General features: G+C 73.2%; 12 protein-coding genes. 3 read left to right on the forward strand and 9 right to left on the reverse strand.

Going from position 1 to position 12,934, the window contains the following annotated elements; translation table 11 throughout:
* Positions 1-21 precede the first annotated feature (21 nt).
* The gene (locus ACWD3E_RS19725) at positions 22-2,004 is read right to left on the reverse strand and encodes a HEAT repeat domain-containing protein (protein WP_451388835.1); all 1,983 of its coding nucleotides are present in this window, start codon (positions 2,002-2,004) and stop codon (positions 22-24) included.
* A gap of 157 nt (positions 2,005-2,161) precedes the next feature.
* Entirely contained in the window at positions 2,162-3,829 is a 1,668-nt protein-coding gene (locus ACWD3E_RS19730; protein ID WP_451388836.1) for a DNA alkylation response protein, read from the reverse strand.
* A gap of 71 nt (positions 3,830-3,900) precedes the next feature.
* Between ACWD3E_RS19730 and ACWD3E_RS19735 the strand changes: the two genes are divergently transcribed.
* A complete protein-coding gene (locus tag ACWD3E_RS19735; RefSeq protein ID WP_451388837.1) occupies positions 3,901-4,659 on the forward strand; it encodes a PaaX family transcriptional regulator C-terminal domain-containing protein in 759 nt (252 codons plus the stop codon).
* 44 nt (positions 4,660-4,703) lie between these two features.
* Here ACWD3E_RS19735 and ACWD3E_RS19740 read toward each other — a convergent pair whose 3' ends face one another.
* On the reverse strand, positions 4,704-5,783 hold the full coding sequence (locus ACWD3E_RS19740; protein WP_451388838.1) for an NADH:flavin oxidoreductase/NADH oxidase: 1,080 nt from the start codon (positions 5,781-5,783) through the stop codon (positions 4,704-4,706).
* A gap of 150 nt (positions 5,784-5,933) precedes the next feature.
* On the opposite strand from ACWD3E_RS19740, the gene ACWD3E_RS19745 reads away from it, so the two are divergent.
* Positions 5,934-6,302 carry an ArsR/SmtB family transcription factor gene (locus tag ACWD3E_RS19745; RefSeq protein WP_451388989.1) on the forward strand — a complete coding sequence of 123 codons (369 nt, stop codon included), beginning with the start codon at positions 5,934-5,936 and terminating at the stop codon, positions 6,300-6,302.
* An 18-nt stretch (positions 6,303-6,320) separates the two neighbouring features.
* On the opposite strand, the gene ACWD3E_RS19750 is transcribed toward ACWD3E_RS19745, so the two are convergent.
* On the reverse strand, positions 6,321-7,655 hold the full coding sequence (locus ACWD3E_RS19750; protein WP_451388839.1) for an FAD-dependent oxidoreductase: 1,335 nt from the start codon (positions 7,653-7,655) through the stop codon (positions 6,321-6,323).
* Between the two features lie 196 nt (positions 7,656-7,851).
* Here ACWD3E_RS19750 and ACWD3E_RS19755 point away from each other — a divergent pair, with 196 nt between their 5' ends.
* Complete coding sequence (locus ACWD3E_RS19755) at positions 7,852-8,352, forward strand: DUF6214 family protein (protein WP_451388840.1); 501 nt, start codon at positions 7,852-7,854, stop codon at positions 8,350-8,352.
* 48 nt (positions 8,353-8,400) lie between these two features.
* On the opposite strand, the gene ACWD3E_RS19760 is transcribed toward ACWD3E_RS19755, so the two are convergent.
* The 5 genes from ACWD3E_RS19760 to ACWD3E_RS19780 form a co-directional block, all read right to left on the reverse strand.
* Entirely contained in the window at positions 8,401-9,081 is a 681-nt protein-coding gene (locus ACWD3E_RS19760) for a TetR/AcrR family transcriptional regulator (protein ID WP_451388841.1), read from the reverse strand.
* Between the two features lie 162 nt (positions 9,082-9,243).
* Complete coding sequence (locus ACWD3E_RS19765) at positions 9,244-9,933, reverse strand: HAD family hydrolase (RefSeq protein ID WP_451388990.1); 690 nt, start codon at positions 9,931-9,933, stop codon at positions 9,244-9,246.
* A 47-nt stretch (positions 9,934-9,980) separates the two neighbouring features.
* Positions 9,981-10,916: a M56 family metallopeptidase gene (locus ACWD3E_RS19770; protein WP_451388842.1), complete on the reverse strand. Its 936-nt coding sequence runs from the start codon at positions 10,914-10,916 to the stop codon at positions 9,981-9,983.
* Between the two features lie 95 nt (positions 10,917-11,011).
* A complete protein-coding gene (locus ACWD3E_RS19775) occupies positions 11,012-11,572 on the reverse strand; it encodes a DUF5134 domain-containing protein (protein ID WP_451388843.1) in 561 nt (186 codons plus the stop codon).
* 143 nt (positions 11,573-11,715) lie between these two features.
* On the reverse strand, positions 11,716-12,480 hold the full coding sequence (locus ACWD3E_RS19780) for a VOC family protein (RefSeq protein ID WP_451388844.1): 765 nt from the start codon (positions 12,478-12,480) through the stop codon (positions 11,716-11,718).
* Between the last annotated feature and the right edge of the window lie 454 nt (positions 12,481-12,934).

Below are 12,934 nucleotides of genomic sequence, written 5' to 3' on the forward strand. Positions count from 1 at the left end.
CCGCTCAGCCTCGGGAACGTCCTAGCCCGACATCACCTCCCGGCACGTCCTCAGCAGTGCCTCGTCCTTCAGGATGTCCTCGCTCCCGTACCCGCCCTCGCGGGCCGTGTGCCGGCGCACGGTGGTCAGTTCCCTTGCCACCAGGTCCCGTAACGGCAGGGCCGCCGGGCCCATGGCGGCCAGGCACCGGGCGATCGGGCCACGGGTGTGCGGGTGCTCCGACCAGGCGGCCCGGAACACGGGGAGCACCGGGCCCGGATCCCCGTCGATGTGCCACAGGGCGCACGCGGCCGATGTGCGCTCCCGCACCCGCAGCCCCGACCGGGCGATCCGGCGCAGCTCCGGCAGAGCAGGGCGCGCGGCGGGCCCGAGCCTGCCCAGGTGCCGCGCGGCCAGGCGGCGGTTCTCCGGTTCCCCCTGCCGTAACTCCCGCAGCAGGACCGGGAGTACGACTGCCGTGTCCCTTTCCGCCGACCACAGCGCGGCCGCCGCGGCGGCGGCGTGGCGGGTGTGCAGCAACTCCCGCAGGCGCGGTATCGCGTGTGCGGTGGCGCCGAGCGCCTCCAGCGTCCTGATCACGTCCGGGACGAGCGCCGCCGAACCGTCCCCTCCTTCGGGCAGCAGCCGCAGTACCTCCGGGACCGCCTCCGTGTCGTGGATGGTCCTGAGCGCCGACAGCAGGGGAGCGGCGAGTTCGGCCGCGGCGGGGGAGGCCGGCGGTATCCGGCCGAGCCGCCGTCGCAACGCGGGGGCGAGCGGGGCCGCGGCCCGGCCCAGGTGGGCGAGTTCGAAGCCCAGGCCGGCGGGGGCCGCCGGGGAGGCCAGGAGTTGGGCCAGGACCGGGACCGCGCGTGGATCACCGGTCCTGGCCAGGGCCTTGAGCGGACCGCCCAGCGTCGGGCAGGTGCGCTCCCAGCGGTGCGTCCACAGATCGGGCCGGTCTCTCACCAGCGCGTACAGGTCGTTCGCGGCCGGTGCGGCCAGGGCGTACAGCTCCGACAGCACCGAAACCGCCGCGTCCCGTAACCGGTCGTGCTCCGACGCCAGTTGGGCACCGGTCAGGGCGACGGGCCTGGTGTAGTCGGCGCGCCACGCGCGGAACAGGCCCGCCGACATCCACACGGCGTTGCACCGGTCCACCGGGTCGGGGCTGGTCAACTGCCCGGTGAGCAGGGCGATCCGGTCGCCGATCCGGTCGCCGAGCGCGGTGTGCAGCGTGCGCAGCAGACGCGAGCCCTGCTCGTCGGAGGGGCGCAGGCGCCGTATCCGCCCCACGAGGGTGTCCGAGTCGGCCCCGTCCGAGGGGTACGGGATGCGGGCGCGCTGGGCGGACCTGTCCCGCAGCAGCCGTACGGCCGTCGGCACCAGGTCGGCCGGGATCCGCCCGGGCGCGGTGAGCGCGAGCTGGCCGAGTGCCGCGAGCCGCGGTGCCGGGGCGTACGGCGGTGCGCTCTGCGCGGTCAGGAGGTCCGCAGCGGCCTCGGCGTGCCCCGGGTGCCGGCGGGCGAACAGGCCGAGGGCGTCGGTGAGGGCGAGCAGGACGCAGTCGTCGCGCTCGGCGTGGAACCTGCGGCGCAGCAGCGCCAGGATCCGTCCGGGCTCGTCCAGGAACCGCACCAGAGCCCCCGCCGCGGCCCGGCGCACTCCCGGGTCGGGGTCCTCGGCGAGGGGCACGAACAGTTCGGCGTCCGCGCACACGGCCGAGCGCGCCTCAGGGTTCCCGCCCGCGCTGTCCGTGCCGATGCTGACCAGAAGTTCGACTATCCCGCCCCGGTCCGGCACCGTCTCGCGCGCCGCGAGCGAGAACAGGAAGGGCACGCAGGCAGGCGTCGCGTCGTACACCTTCCCCTGGTGGTGCAGCGCGCCGTACAGGCCGTCGAGCGCGGTCTCCCGCTCGGCGGCGTCCGCGGAGGCCAGTGCCCGCAGCCATCCGGGCACGTCCTCCGCGCTGCCGTACGCGTGCCGTAGCGAGGCCCAGTCGACCTCGTCGATCCCCGTGAACACGTTGTCCTCCCCCGGGCGAGTGCCACCCTGATCGCGAGTCTGCACCACGGCACTGACAACGATGCGGAATCGTGTGCTGACTGTGTGCGATCCGTCGGCTGTCACCAGCCACGGGCACACCACCGGGGGGAGAGACGGGCGAGAGGCGGGGGAGGCTTCAGTTCCGGTCGGGCAGAGCCCGCTCCAGGATGGCGTCGAGGTTCGTCGCGGCGGGCAGGGTGCCGAACGCGTGGCCCCAGTCACCGCCCAGCCTGCTCGCGCAGAAGGCGTCCGCGACCGGGTGCGGGGCGTGCCGGACCAGCAGCGAGGCCTGGAGGGCGAGGGCCATCCGCTCGACCAACCGCCGCGCGCCCACCTGGTCGGTTTCGGCCAACTGCGCCTTCAGTCCGGCCACGGTCGCGTCCAGCCGGGCGTCCGCGCCGCGCGCGAGGGCGAGTTCGGCGAACAGGGCCTCGGCGGTCTCCGGTTCCCGGCCGAGGGCGCGCAGCACGTCGAGCGCGTTGACGTTGCCCGAGCCCTCCCAGATCGACAGCAGGGGGGCCTCCCGGTAGTGGCGGGGCATGCCGGAGTCCTCGACGTACCCGTTGCCGCCCAGGCACTCCAGCGCCTCGGCGGTGAACGCCGGGCCCCGCTTGGTCACCCAGTACTTGCCGACCGCGGTGGCGATCCGCCGGAACGCCCGCTCCCCGGCGTCCCCGCGTACCGCCCGGTCGGCCGCGCCGGCCAGCCGCAGGGTCAGCGTCGTCGCCGCCTCCGACTCCAGCGCCAGGTCGGCCAGGACGTTGCGCAGGAGCGGCTGGTCGAGGAGCCGCGCGCCGAACGCGCTGCGGTGGCGTGCGTGGTGCCCGGCCTCGACGAGCGTCTTGCGCATCAGCGTGGCCGAGGACATCACACAGTCCAGTCGGGTGCAGTTGACCATCTCGATGATGGTCTTCACGCCCCGACCCTCCGGCCCCACCAGCCACGCCACGGTCCGGTCGAACTCCGGCTCGGAGGAGGCGTTGGACCGGTTGCCGAGCTTGTCCTTCAGCCGCTGGATGCGGAAGGTGTTGCGGCTGCCGTCCGGCAGCACGCGCGGCACCAGGAAGCAGGACAGGCCGCCCGGAGCCTGCGCGAGCACCAGGAAGACGTCGGACATCGGCGCGGAGGTGAACCACTTGTGCCCGCGCAGCGTGTACACACCCGGCTCGCCGGTGGGCGTGGCCTCGGTGGTGTTGGTGCGCACGTCCGAGCCGCCCTGCTTCTCGGTCATGCCCATCCCGGCGATCAGGCCCGGCTTCTCGGCCGGGACGCGCAGCCCCGGTTCGTACACGCGGCTGGTGAGCAGCGGTTCGTACACCTTGGCGAGATCCGGCTGGGCGCGCAGGGCGGGGACGGCGGCGTACGTCATGGACGTCGGGCAGCCGTGCCCGGCCTCGGTGTGCCCCCACACCAGCCCGCCCGCGGTACGGGCCACGTGCGCGCCGGGCCGCTCGTCCGCCCAGGGGGCGCCCGCCAGGCCCTCGGCGACCGCCGTGCGCATCAGGTGGTGCCAGCTGGGGTGGAAGTCGACCTCGTCGATCCGGTTGCCGTAGCGGTCGTGGGTGCGCAGCTCCGGTTCGTGCCGGTTGGCCTGCTCGCCCCACTCCTGTGCCTCCTCGCCGCCGGCCCGCAGACCCAGTCGGCGGATGTCGTCCTCGGCCCAGCCGGCGCCCTCCCGGCGCAGGCCCTCCAGTAGCGCCGGGTCGTCGGAGGCGTCGTACGGCGCCAGGGGCGGGGCCTGATTGGTGACGTCGTGCGTGGCGTGCTGCGGCTGAAGCTGCGACTGCGCGGGTATCGAGACCATACGGCCATGTTGCACTCATCCTGCGGTCGTAGCAATGATGCAACATGAAGGCGCACGTACAGTACGTGCCCATGCGCATGAACGTGTCTGCCGAGCCTGGGGAGGCCGGCCTGCGACCGCTGTCCGCGCGGTCCGTCGTGCTGAGCCTGCTCCTCGGCGCGCATCCGCCGGAGCTTCCGGTGAAGGACCTGGTCCGGCTGGTGGAGCCCTTCGGCGTCGGCGGCTCCACACTGCGGGCCGCCCTGAGCCGGATGGTGGCCGCCGGAGACCTCAGGCGCACGGACGCCGTCTACGGGCTCAGCGACCGGCTGCTGGCCCGGCAGCGCCGCCAGGACGACGCGGTGCGTCCGCGCACGCGCGCGTGGGACGGCGACTGGGAGATGCTGGTGATCACGGCGACGGGCCGCGGCCCCGCAGAACGCGCCGAGCTGCGCGCCCGGTTGGCCGCCCTGCGGCTGGCCGAACTCCGCGAGGGCGTCTGGCTGCGGCCGGCCAACCTCGGCCGGCCGCTGCCGGGCGAACTCCGCCGCGTGGCCAAGACGTACACGGCCCGCCCGGACGAGCCCCCGCAGGACCTGGTCGCCCGCCTGTGGCCGCTCGACGACTGGGCGGCCACCGCCCGGACCCTGCTCGCGCGAGCGGCCGGTGCCCGCCACCCGGCCGACCGCCTCACCGCCTTCGCCGCGGCCGTACGCCACCTGCTCACCGACCCCGTTCTGCCGCCGGAACTCCTGCCCCCCGAATGGCCGGGAGAGGCGCTGCGCACCGCGTACGGCGCGTACCAGCGGGAGTTGGCGGCCTCGGTGGGGCGGCGCGAGCACCTGGGCTGACGTCCCCGGCCGGACGGACCGGGGGTCCCAGGCAGACCGGGGTCCTAGACGGACCGGTGGTACTGGTCCGGCACCCGGATCTCGCCGCCCAGATCCCGTGCCGCATGCCGGGCCCAGGACGGATTGCGCAGCAACTCCCGGCCCAGGAGCACGGCGTCGGCCTCGCCGTTGGCCACGATCTTCTGGGCGTGGTCGGCCTCGGTGATCAGGCCCACCGCGGCCACCGGCAGCGAGGTCTCGGCCTTCACGCGGGCGGCGAACGGGACCTGATACCCGGGACCGGTCGGGATGCGGACGTCGGAGACGTTGCCACCCGTGGACACGTCGAGCAGGTCGACTCCGTGGGCCCGCAGATCGTGGGCGAAGCGGACCGTGTCGTCCGGGGTCCAGCCGCCCTCCTCCAGCCAGTCGGTCGCCGAGATGCGGAAGAACAGCGGCTTGTCGTCGGGCCACACCGCCCGGACAGCGTCGACGACTTCGAGGGCGAACCGGGTGCGGTTGTCGTACGAGCCGCCGTAGGCGTCGGTGCGGTGGTTGGAGTGCGGGGAGAGGAACTCGTTGATCAGATAGCCATGGGCGCCGTGGATCTCGGCGATCTCGAATCCGGCGGCGAGCGCCCGGCGCGCGGCCTCGGCGAACTGGCCGATGACCTCCCGGATCTGATCGATCGTCAATTCGGCGGGCACGGGGTGGAGTTCGTCGAAGGCCGCCGGGCTCGGTGCGAGCGGCTGCCAGCCGTGCGCCTCCGGTCCGACCGGCGCGCCGCCCTTCCAAGGCCGCTCGGTCGAGGCCTTCCGGCCGCCGTGCGCGAGCTGGATCCCGGGCACGGTGCCGTGCGCCGCGAGGAAACGGGTGATCCGGCGGAACGCCTCCGTCTGGGTGTCGTTCCACAACCCGAGGTCGTACGGCGAGATCCGGCCCTCCGGGGAGACCGCCGTGGCCTCCACGATGATCAGCCCGGTGCCGCCCGTGGCGCGCGCCGCGTAGTGCGCGAAGTGCCAGTCGTGCGGGACACCGGCCTGCGGGCCGACCGGCTCGGCCGAGTACTGGCACATCGGAGGCATCCACACCCGGTTCGGGATGGTCACCTCACGCAGGGTGATGGGCTCGAAGAGGGCACTCACGGCGAACTCCATTCGTCACGGGGCCGTAGGTCTGTTCGTACGATAGACCTCGTAGTACGAGAGGTGTCAAACTACGACGGTTCTCGTACAATGCGGGGAGGTGATGAAGAATGGTGGGCGGACGAGGAAAGGGGAGTCGCCGTGACCGAAGTGACAGGCGCCGCCGCGCCCGGCCGCACGCTTCCGCATCCGGAGCGGGCGGAGATCCGGCTGGAGGCCGTGCTGCACGCCCTCTCCGACCCGATGCGGCTGTGCATCGTGCGTGAACTCGCCGTCGACGGCGGTGAGTTGTCCTGCTCGGACTTCGTGCTGCCGGTGACGAAGTCCACCACCACGCACCACTTCCGGGTGCTGCGCGAGAGCGGGGTCATCCGGCAGGTCTACCGCGGCACGGCCAAGATGAACTGCTTGCGCCGGGACGATCTGGACGACCTCTTCCCGGGCCTTCTGGCCAGCCTCCTCACCGCCGCCGACCGCCAGTCCGCCCGCCTCGGCGACGACGGGCAGCCCGGTGTGTGACGCGGTCCGGCCGGTCCGCTAGGCGGGCCGCGCCGCCCCGAGAAGTGCGTCCCAGTCCGCGAGTTTGACCACGCCCCGCCCCAGCCGCGCGCCCAGTTCCGCCTCCGCCCGTTCGATCGCCTGCCAGCCCGTCCACGGCACCGGCTCGACGCCCGCCGCCCGCAGGACCGCGACCGGGTCCTCCGGTACCTGCCGGGAGGCGAGCGCGGGTGCGTCCGCGAGCAGGGCGGTCGCCGTCTCCTTGCCGCAGGGCCGGTTGGTGCCGATGACACCCGTCGGGCCGCGCTTGATCCACCCGGCGACGTACTCGCCCGGGGAGACGACGCCCTCGCGGACGACCCTTCCTTCCAGGTTCGGCACGGTGCCCGTGGCCGGGTCGAACGGCAGCCCCTCCAGCGGCACTCCGCGATAGCCCACCGAGCGCAGCACCAACTGCGCCGGTACGTCCTCGTATTGGCCCGTTCCCGTGACGCCGCCCTGCTCGTCCGGAGCGGTCCGTTCGAACCGTACGGCGCCCACCCGGCCTTTGTCCTCGAGCACTTCCACAGGGCGCAGGAAGAACCGCAGATGGATACGGCGGGGCGCGGCGGCGGTCGGCCGGTCCGCCCAGCCGTGCACGACGTCCACATTGCGGCGCCGCACGGCGGGCAGCGCGGCGAGATCCGTGGTGTCCAGCGCCAACTCGGCCGGATCCACAATGACTTCGGTGTCCGGCAGGACGCCCAGCTCACGCAGCTCCTTGGTCGTGAAGCGGGCCTGCGAGGGGCCGCGCCGACCCACCATGTGCACGTCGGTGACCCCGCTGGCCGTCAGAGTGTCCAGCGCGCCCTGCGGCATGTCCGTCGGGCGCAGCTCCGCGGCGCCCCGGGCCAGCATGCGTGTGACGTCCACCGCCACGTTGCCCACCCCTATGACCACCGCCGAGCGCACCCCGTTCAGGAAGCCGGTGTCGCGCGCGTCCGGATGCGCGCTGTACCAGGACACGAACTCCGTCGCCGACCAGCTGCCCGGCAGATCCTCGCCGGGAATCCCGAGCCGGCGGTCGGTGGCGGCGCCCACGCAGTACACCACCGCGTGGTACATGCTGCGCAGCCGCTCCACGGGCAGCCCGCCGGGGCCGCCCACCAGGACGCCGCCCAGGAATCGCACCCGCTCGTGTTCCAGTACCGTGCGCAGGTTGCCCTGCAGGGATTTGATCTTCTCGTGGTCGGGGGCGACGCCGTACCGCACCAGGCCGTACGGGCACGGCAGCCGGTCCAGGACGTCGACGCGCACGTCCGGGTCCTGCTGGACAAGGCTCTGGGCGGTGTAGCACCCGCTCGGCCCGGAACCGACGACGGCGACACGCAGCACAGCGGTACTCCCTGCCCGGAGGAGGTGGTGTGCGGACGGCTCCAGCATGGCACCACCGGCGCCGCAGCGGCAGAGGCCGGTGGGGTGATCGGGACGCGTGTCCCGTTCGTATGGGACGTGATCGCGCGGTTACGTTGCGTGTGTGCTAGAGGCATCCTTTCTCAATCTCTCCGATCGGCATGCCGAGGACGGCGCGGTGTCCGTCCGGCCCGCGTGGGAGGTGCAGGAGCACGGCGGCGCGACGTCCTGGCTGTATGTCCGGCTGGCCTTCCCCGACGGCGCCTGGGTCGACGTCCTGGCCGTGGTCAGCGAGGGGTGCGTGTCCATCGAGGACATCAAGGCGCAGCCCGCCCTGTCCCTGGCCGACCTGACCGCGCTCGCCGACTGGATCGAGGAGCCGCTGTTCGAGGCGTGCGCTGCGGCGGAGAAGCCGTACGACGACGAGGGGTGCCCGCCCGCGCGGGGTGGCGAGGAGGGCGCCGCCCGCGTGGGACCGCGGCGCGCCCGTCCTGCCTGGCCGCGGGGCATCGACGGATGCCGGCTGGTCGCGGAGGAGTACCGCGCCGCGCAGGAGGAGGGCGGCGACCCGGTCCTCGCGGTGATGTGCGCGACCGGGCACAGCCGGCGCCGGTCCCTCGGGATGATCGCCCAGGCGCGTGACGCCGGATTCCTGACGCCTCGCCATGCACGCGGCTGAGTGCGGGACTTCAATGAATCGGAAACGTGTCCCGGTTTCCGCCGACGCTCAGGGAGCGCTAGGGCGGTCCTCCACCGGACCCTCCGTCGCGAAGAACCGCGACAGGTCCTGTTCCGGCGCCCCGCTGCCCGGATCGCTCCCCGGTGGCATGCCCAGATCCCAGTCGAGCCGGTACCGCTTGAACAGCTCGGCGCGCAGCACCGGAACGGTCATCGGCGCCCCCGGCACCAGCGCCGAGTACACCGCTCCCATCAACAGCGCCCGCAGTATGGGGTAGTCGGCCGCGATGTCCTGGGAGCCGTACCGGGCGACGGTGTCGCTCAGCAGTTCGCCCAGCCGGCGCTGCTCCGGGCACTGCACCAAGCCCTCTGCCTGGAGCAGCCCGGCCATGTGCTGGCGCATCAGCACGGGACGGTCGTGGGCCAGGCCCAGGACGGCGTCGATGGCCCGCGCCATCCGCTCCCGGCCGTCCTCGGTGCGCGGCTCCCGCTCCAGTGCCTCCTCCAGCGTGCGGTGCATCAGCCGGTGCACGGCGGACTGCACCAAGTGGCGCTTGCCGGGGAAGTAGTACGACACCAGCCCCCGCGCCGAGCCCGCCCGGTCGGCGATGTCGCCCAGGGTCGTGGCCTCGAACCCCCGCTCGCCGACGAGTTCGACGGCTGCCTGCAACAGCCGCTCCCGGGAACGTCGCCGCAACTCTTCATTGACCGAGGCGCTTCGCGGGGACATCCTGTAACTCCTGCGTTGACTGGCTGCCAGCCAACTATACTCAACGCGGGGGTCGCTGCCCGTGGGCGCGCGGCCCGCTCGGAGCTGCCGTCCGTCTGGGGCGACGCGGGGGATCGTCTCAGGCGGACGGCCATGTGAAAGGCGTACAGCCGCCAACTGCCGTCAGTCGACGAGGTCCAGCACCGGCAACAGCCCGTCCGGGCGCTGGGTGACCGGCAGATGGTCCACGAAGTGCACCCCACAGCCGAGTGCCGCGGCCCCGCCGTCCGCCACCCTGTTGTCCCCGACCATCAGCACCTGCCGAGGCTCGGCGCCCAGCGCCTCGCACGCGACCGAGAACAGCCGCGGATCCGGCTTCTGCACACCGTGTTCGTACGACAGCACGTAGGCGTCCACGTACGTGTCGAGGCCGTGCTCGCGGAACACCGGGCGCAGGTCCCAGCCGATGTTGCTGACCACACCGACGCCGACCCCGCGCTCGCGCAGCGTGCGCAGCACTTTTTCCGCGTCCGGGTACGGGCTCCAGGCGGCGGGCGACATGTGCCGGTCGTACAGCGTGTCGTGCAGGCCCGGGTCGGGCAGCGGTACCAGGCGGGACAGACCCGTGTAGGCGGCCCGGTGCTGCTCCATGCTCTGGTCCCGCACCGCCCACAGCCCGGTCAGCTCCGCCGGCACCTCGACCGGTTCCGCTCCGCCGGCCAGCGCGCCCGCCACCTCCAAAGCCCTTGCCTTCTCGGCCAGTTCGGGCTCGGGCAGGGTGTACCCGGTCTCGTCCAGCGCGCCACGCAGCCAGGACTCGGTCGACTCGATGCGGAACAGCGTCCCGGAGAAGTCGAACAGCACTCCACGCATCTCTGACATGCCGGGGACTCTACCGGCCGCCGCCGGCGGCTAAGGGCTCAGCCCAGCGCCCGGAGCCCGGGGACGAACGCCACCAGGACCGGGAGTGCCGGCACCAGCGCGGCCACGGCCGTGAGCCGCAGCCGGTGCAGCGCCGGGAGCCGGTCGGGCGGTGTCAGCAACCGGTCCACGCGCTGCGGCACATGCGCCTGCGGGGTCGGGGACGGCCCGAACACCCCGCGCTCCTCGTTGAGTTCGACCAGCGCCAGCGCGGTCGTCAGCCGGCCGAAGCGCCGCGAGGCCGTGTCGTCGGCGGCAAGTTCGACCAGCCGGTGCATCTCGGCCCGGAACGCCGCGAACACCGGCACCTGCGGGAAGCCGTCCGCCAGCGCGTCCGAGCAGTGCAGCAGCCAGTCGTGCCGGGCCTGCGCGTGTCCCTGCTCGTGCGCGAGCAGCGCGTCGAGTTGACGCCCCTTCAGGCGGCGCAGCGCGGCCGTGGTGATGACGAGCTGGGGCGCGGCACCGGGCATCCACCACGCGTCGGGCCGCTCGCCCTCCAGCACCACCAGCCGGCCGCTCACCTGGTCCTCGCCCGGCAACAGCGGTACACGCACGAGGAGTTCGGCCCGCCGCACCCGCCGTCGCCCCCGCGCCCGTACGACCTCGCGCACCAGCATCGCCAGGCTCCACAGCCCGCCGCAGGCGAGCGTCACCGCGGTCGCCGCCGCCCAAGGGCCCGCCGCGCCGAGGGCGTACGCGTCCACCACCGCGTGCGGAGCCGAGGCGAACACATGCCCGCGCACGGCCTGCCAGGCCGCCGCCGCGCTGAGCGTCATCGACAGCGCGCAGCACAGCAGAACGGCCGCCACCACGCACTGCCACGCCCACAGGGCGACGACCGGCTCTCGGTCCGGCCAGTCGGCCCGGGCGAGCCAACGCGGGGCGAGGACGGCGGTCAGGGCGCCGAGCAGCAACAGTGCCACGGGGACCATCATGGGCAGCACCCTATGAGGGCGATGCCGTGAACGGGTACGGTCCATGGCGGTGAAGTGACGGAGACAACGCTCGCGCGTCCTGTCACTCGGCGCGGTCACATCGTCAGCAGCATCGTCACCATGCCGATTCCCATCGACAACCGGCACGCCCGCGCCAGTTCCGGCCGATCCCCCCACCCTACGGCTTCCGCGCCGCCGGCCGTGGCGGCGGCGGGCACCAGGCGGGCGCCGGAGCGCAGCACGTAGCCGGTGAAGTACAGCAGGAGCGCCCCGGTCAGCAGCGGCACCCCGGAACCGCCGTGCGCGTGGTGCGCGGATGCAGCGGAAGCGGGGGAGGCGGCCATGGTGAGCGACATGTAGACCATCGCCGACGCGCCCATCAGGTGGTGGAGATGGTGCCGGTCGCCGCGCACGATCCACAGAGCGTGCAGCGCCGCCATGCCGAACACGGCTGCGTACAGCGGCCAGGCCCAGCCCGGCGGGGTGAACGCCGTGGCGGGCACCGCCATCACGGCCATGCCGAAGCCCATGAGCGCCTCGCCGCCGGCCGACCGGCGCTGCTCCTCGACCCCGCTGCGCATCCGCACCAGGCAGTAGGCCCCGGTCGCCGCGCACAGCGCGACCAGCAGCCAGGCCGCCGACGTCGGTCCGTGCACGCGTACCTCCCCGGCTCGACGGTCGGTCGAGGGAAGCGATGCCCACGGCACGCGGCGCGCACGCGAGCGCAAGGGTGTACACGGGGAGCACTCGACGGAGCGCACCCGGTGAGGGCGGAGGAGGGCCTGAGCGGCGGTCCGGCTCAGCCCTCCTCGCCGGCCTTGTACACCCCGAACGTCGCGCCCTGCGCGTCGCGCAGCACCGCGATGCGCCGACCGCCCGGCATGGAAGCGGGAGGAACGACGACGGAGCCGCCCGCCCCCACCGCGACCTCGGCCGTCGCGTCCACGTCGTCCACCGCGAAGTACGGCATCCAGTGCGCCGGCACATCCTGCGGGAAGCGGTCGCCCATGTCGGCCATACCGCCGAAGTCGTCGCCGCCGATGCCCCACTGCGTGTACCACTGCGAGGCGTTGACGCTCCAGCCGAAGACCGTGGTGTAGAAGTCCCGGGCCCGGTCGGTCTGCCGCGTCGCCAGCTCCACCCAGCCCAGCGTGCCCGGCGCGTTGAACAGCCCGGCGCCCGGGAAGGAGCGCGCCTGCCACAGCTGGAAGGCCGCGCCCGTCGGGTCGAGGGCCACCGCGAAGCGGCCCACGTCGAAGACGTCCATCGGGCCGAGGACCACCGTGCCGCCGGCCTCCTCCACCTTCCGGGCCGCCGCGTCGGCGTCCGGCACCGCGAAGGACACGTTCCACGCCACCGGCTGGGACTCCTGGTACAGCGGGGTCAGCGCGGCCACGGCCGCGTCCCCGAGGTGCGCCATCGTGTAGCCGCCCGCCTCCGGCCGTGGGTCCGTCTCCGGGCGCCAGCCGAACAGTTCGGCGTAGAACCGCTTGGCCCCCTCCAGATCAGTGGTCCCCAGCTCGGTCCAGCAGGGGCCGCCGGTCACCGGCTTGTCGAACTTCATGTCAGCTCCTTCCGAGCCCGGCTGCCGCGCGCGCCAGGGGGCGTCCCAGGGGTGTTCTGATCTCCTTCGCACGCTAGCCGCCGTCACTGACAGCGGCCATCCGGGAAGCGAAGGGGACCCGTCCGGGAAGCGAAGGGACGCATCCGTGATGCATTCGCCGAGCTGTGGCCGACCAGTGTCGCGCTGGTGACGTGGGCGCGATCGAGGAGCCGCAATACGTCGTCAGCGCAGTCGCTCGCCAGACCACCGCCCGCGCATCTCAACTCCCGGCGGTGGTCAAGTCCTCGGGGTGATTCGTACTCGCGATTCCCGCGGGGAGCCGGAAGTTCGAATCCTCCCGTCCCGACCGATCAGCGTCTCCATAGGAATGCGGCGACGCCGGTCACTGTGCTGGACAGGAACGCTACGAACCGCACGGGGATCCGATTAGAAGTGACGCGGAAGCCGCCGATGC

The sequence above is a fragment of the Streptomyces sp. NPDC002676 genome (genome assembly GCF_053592455.1).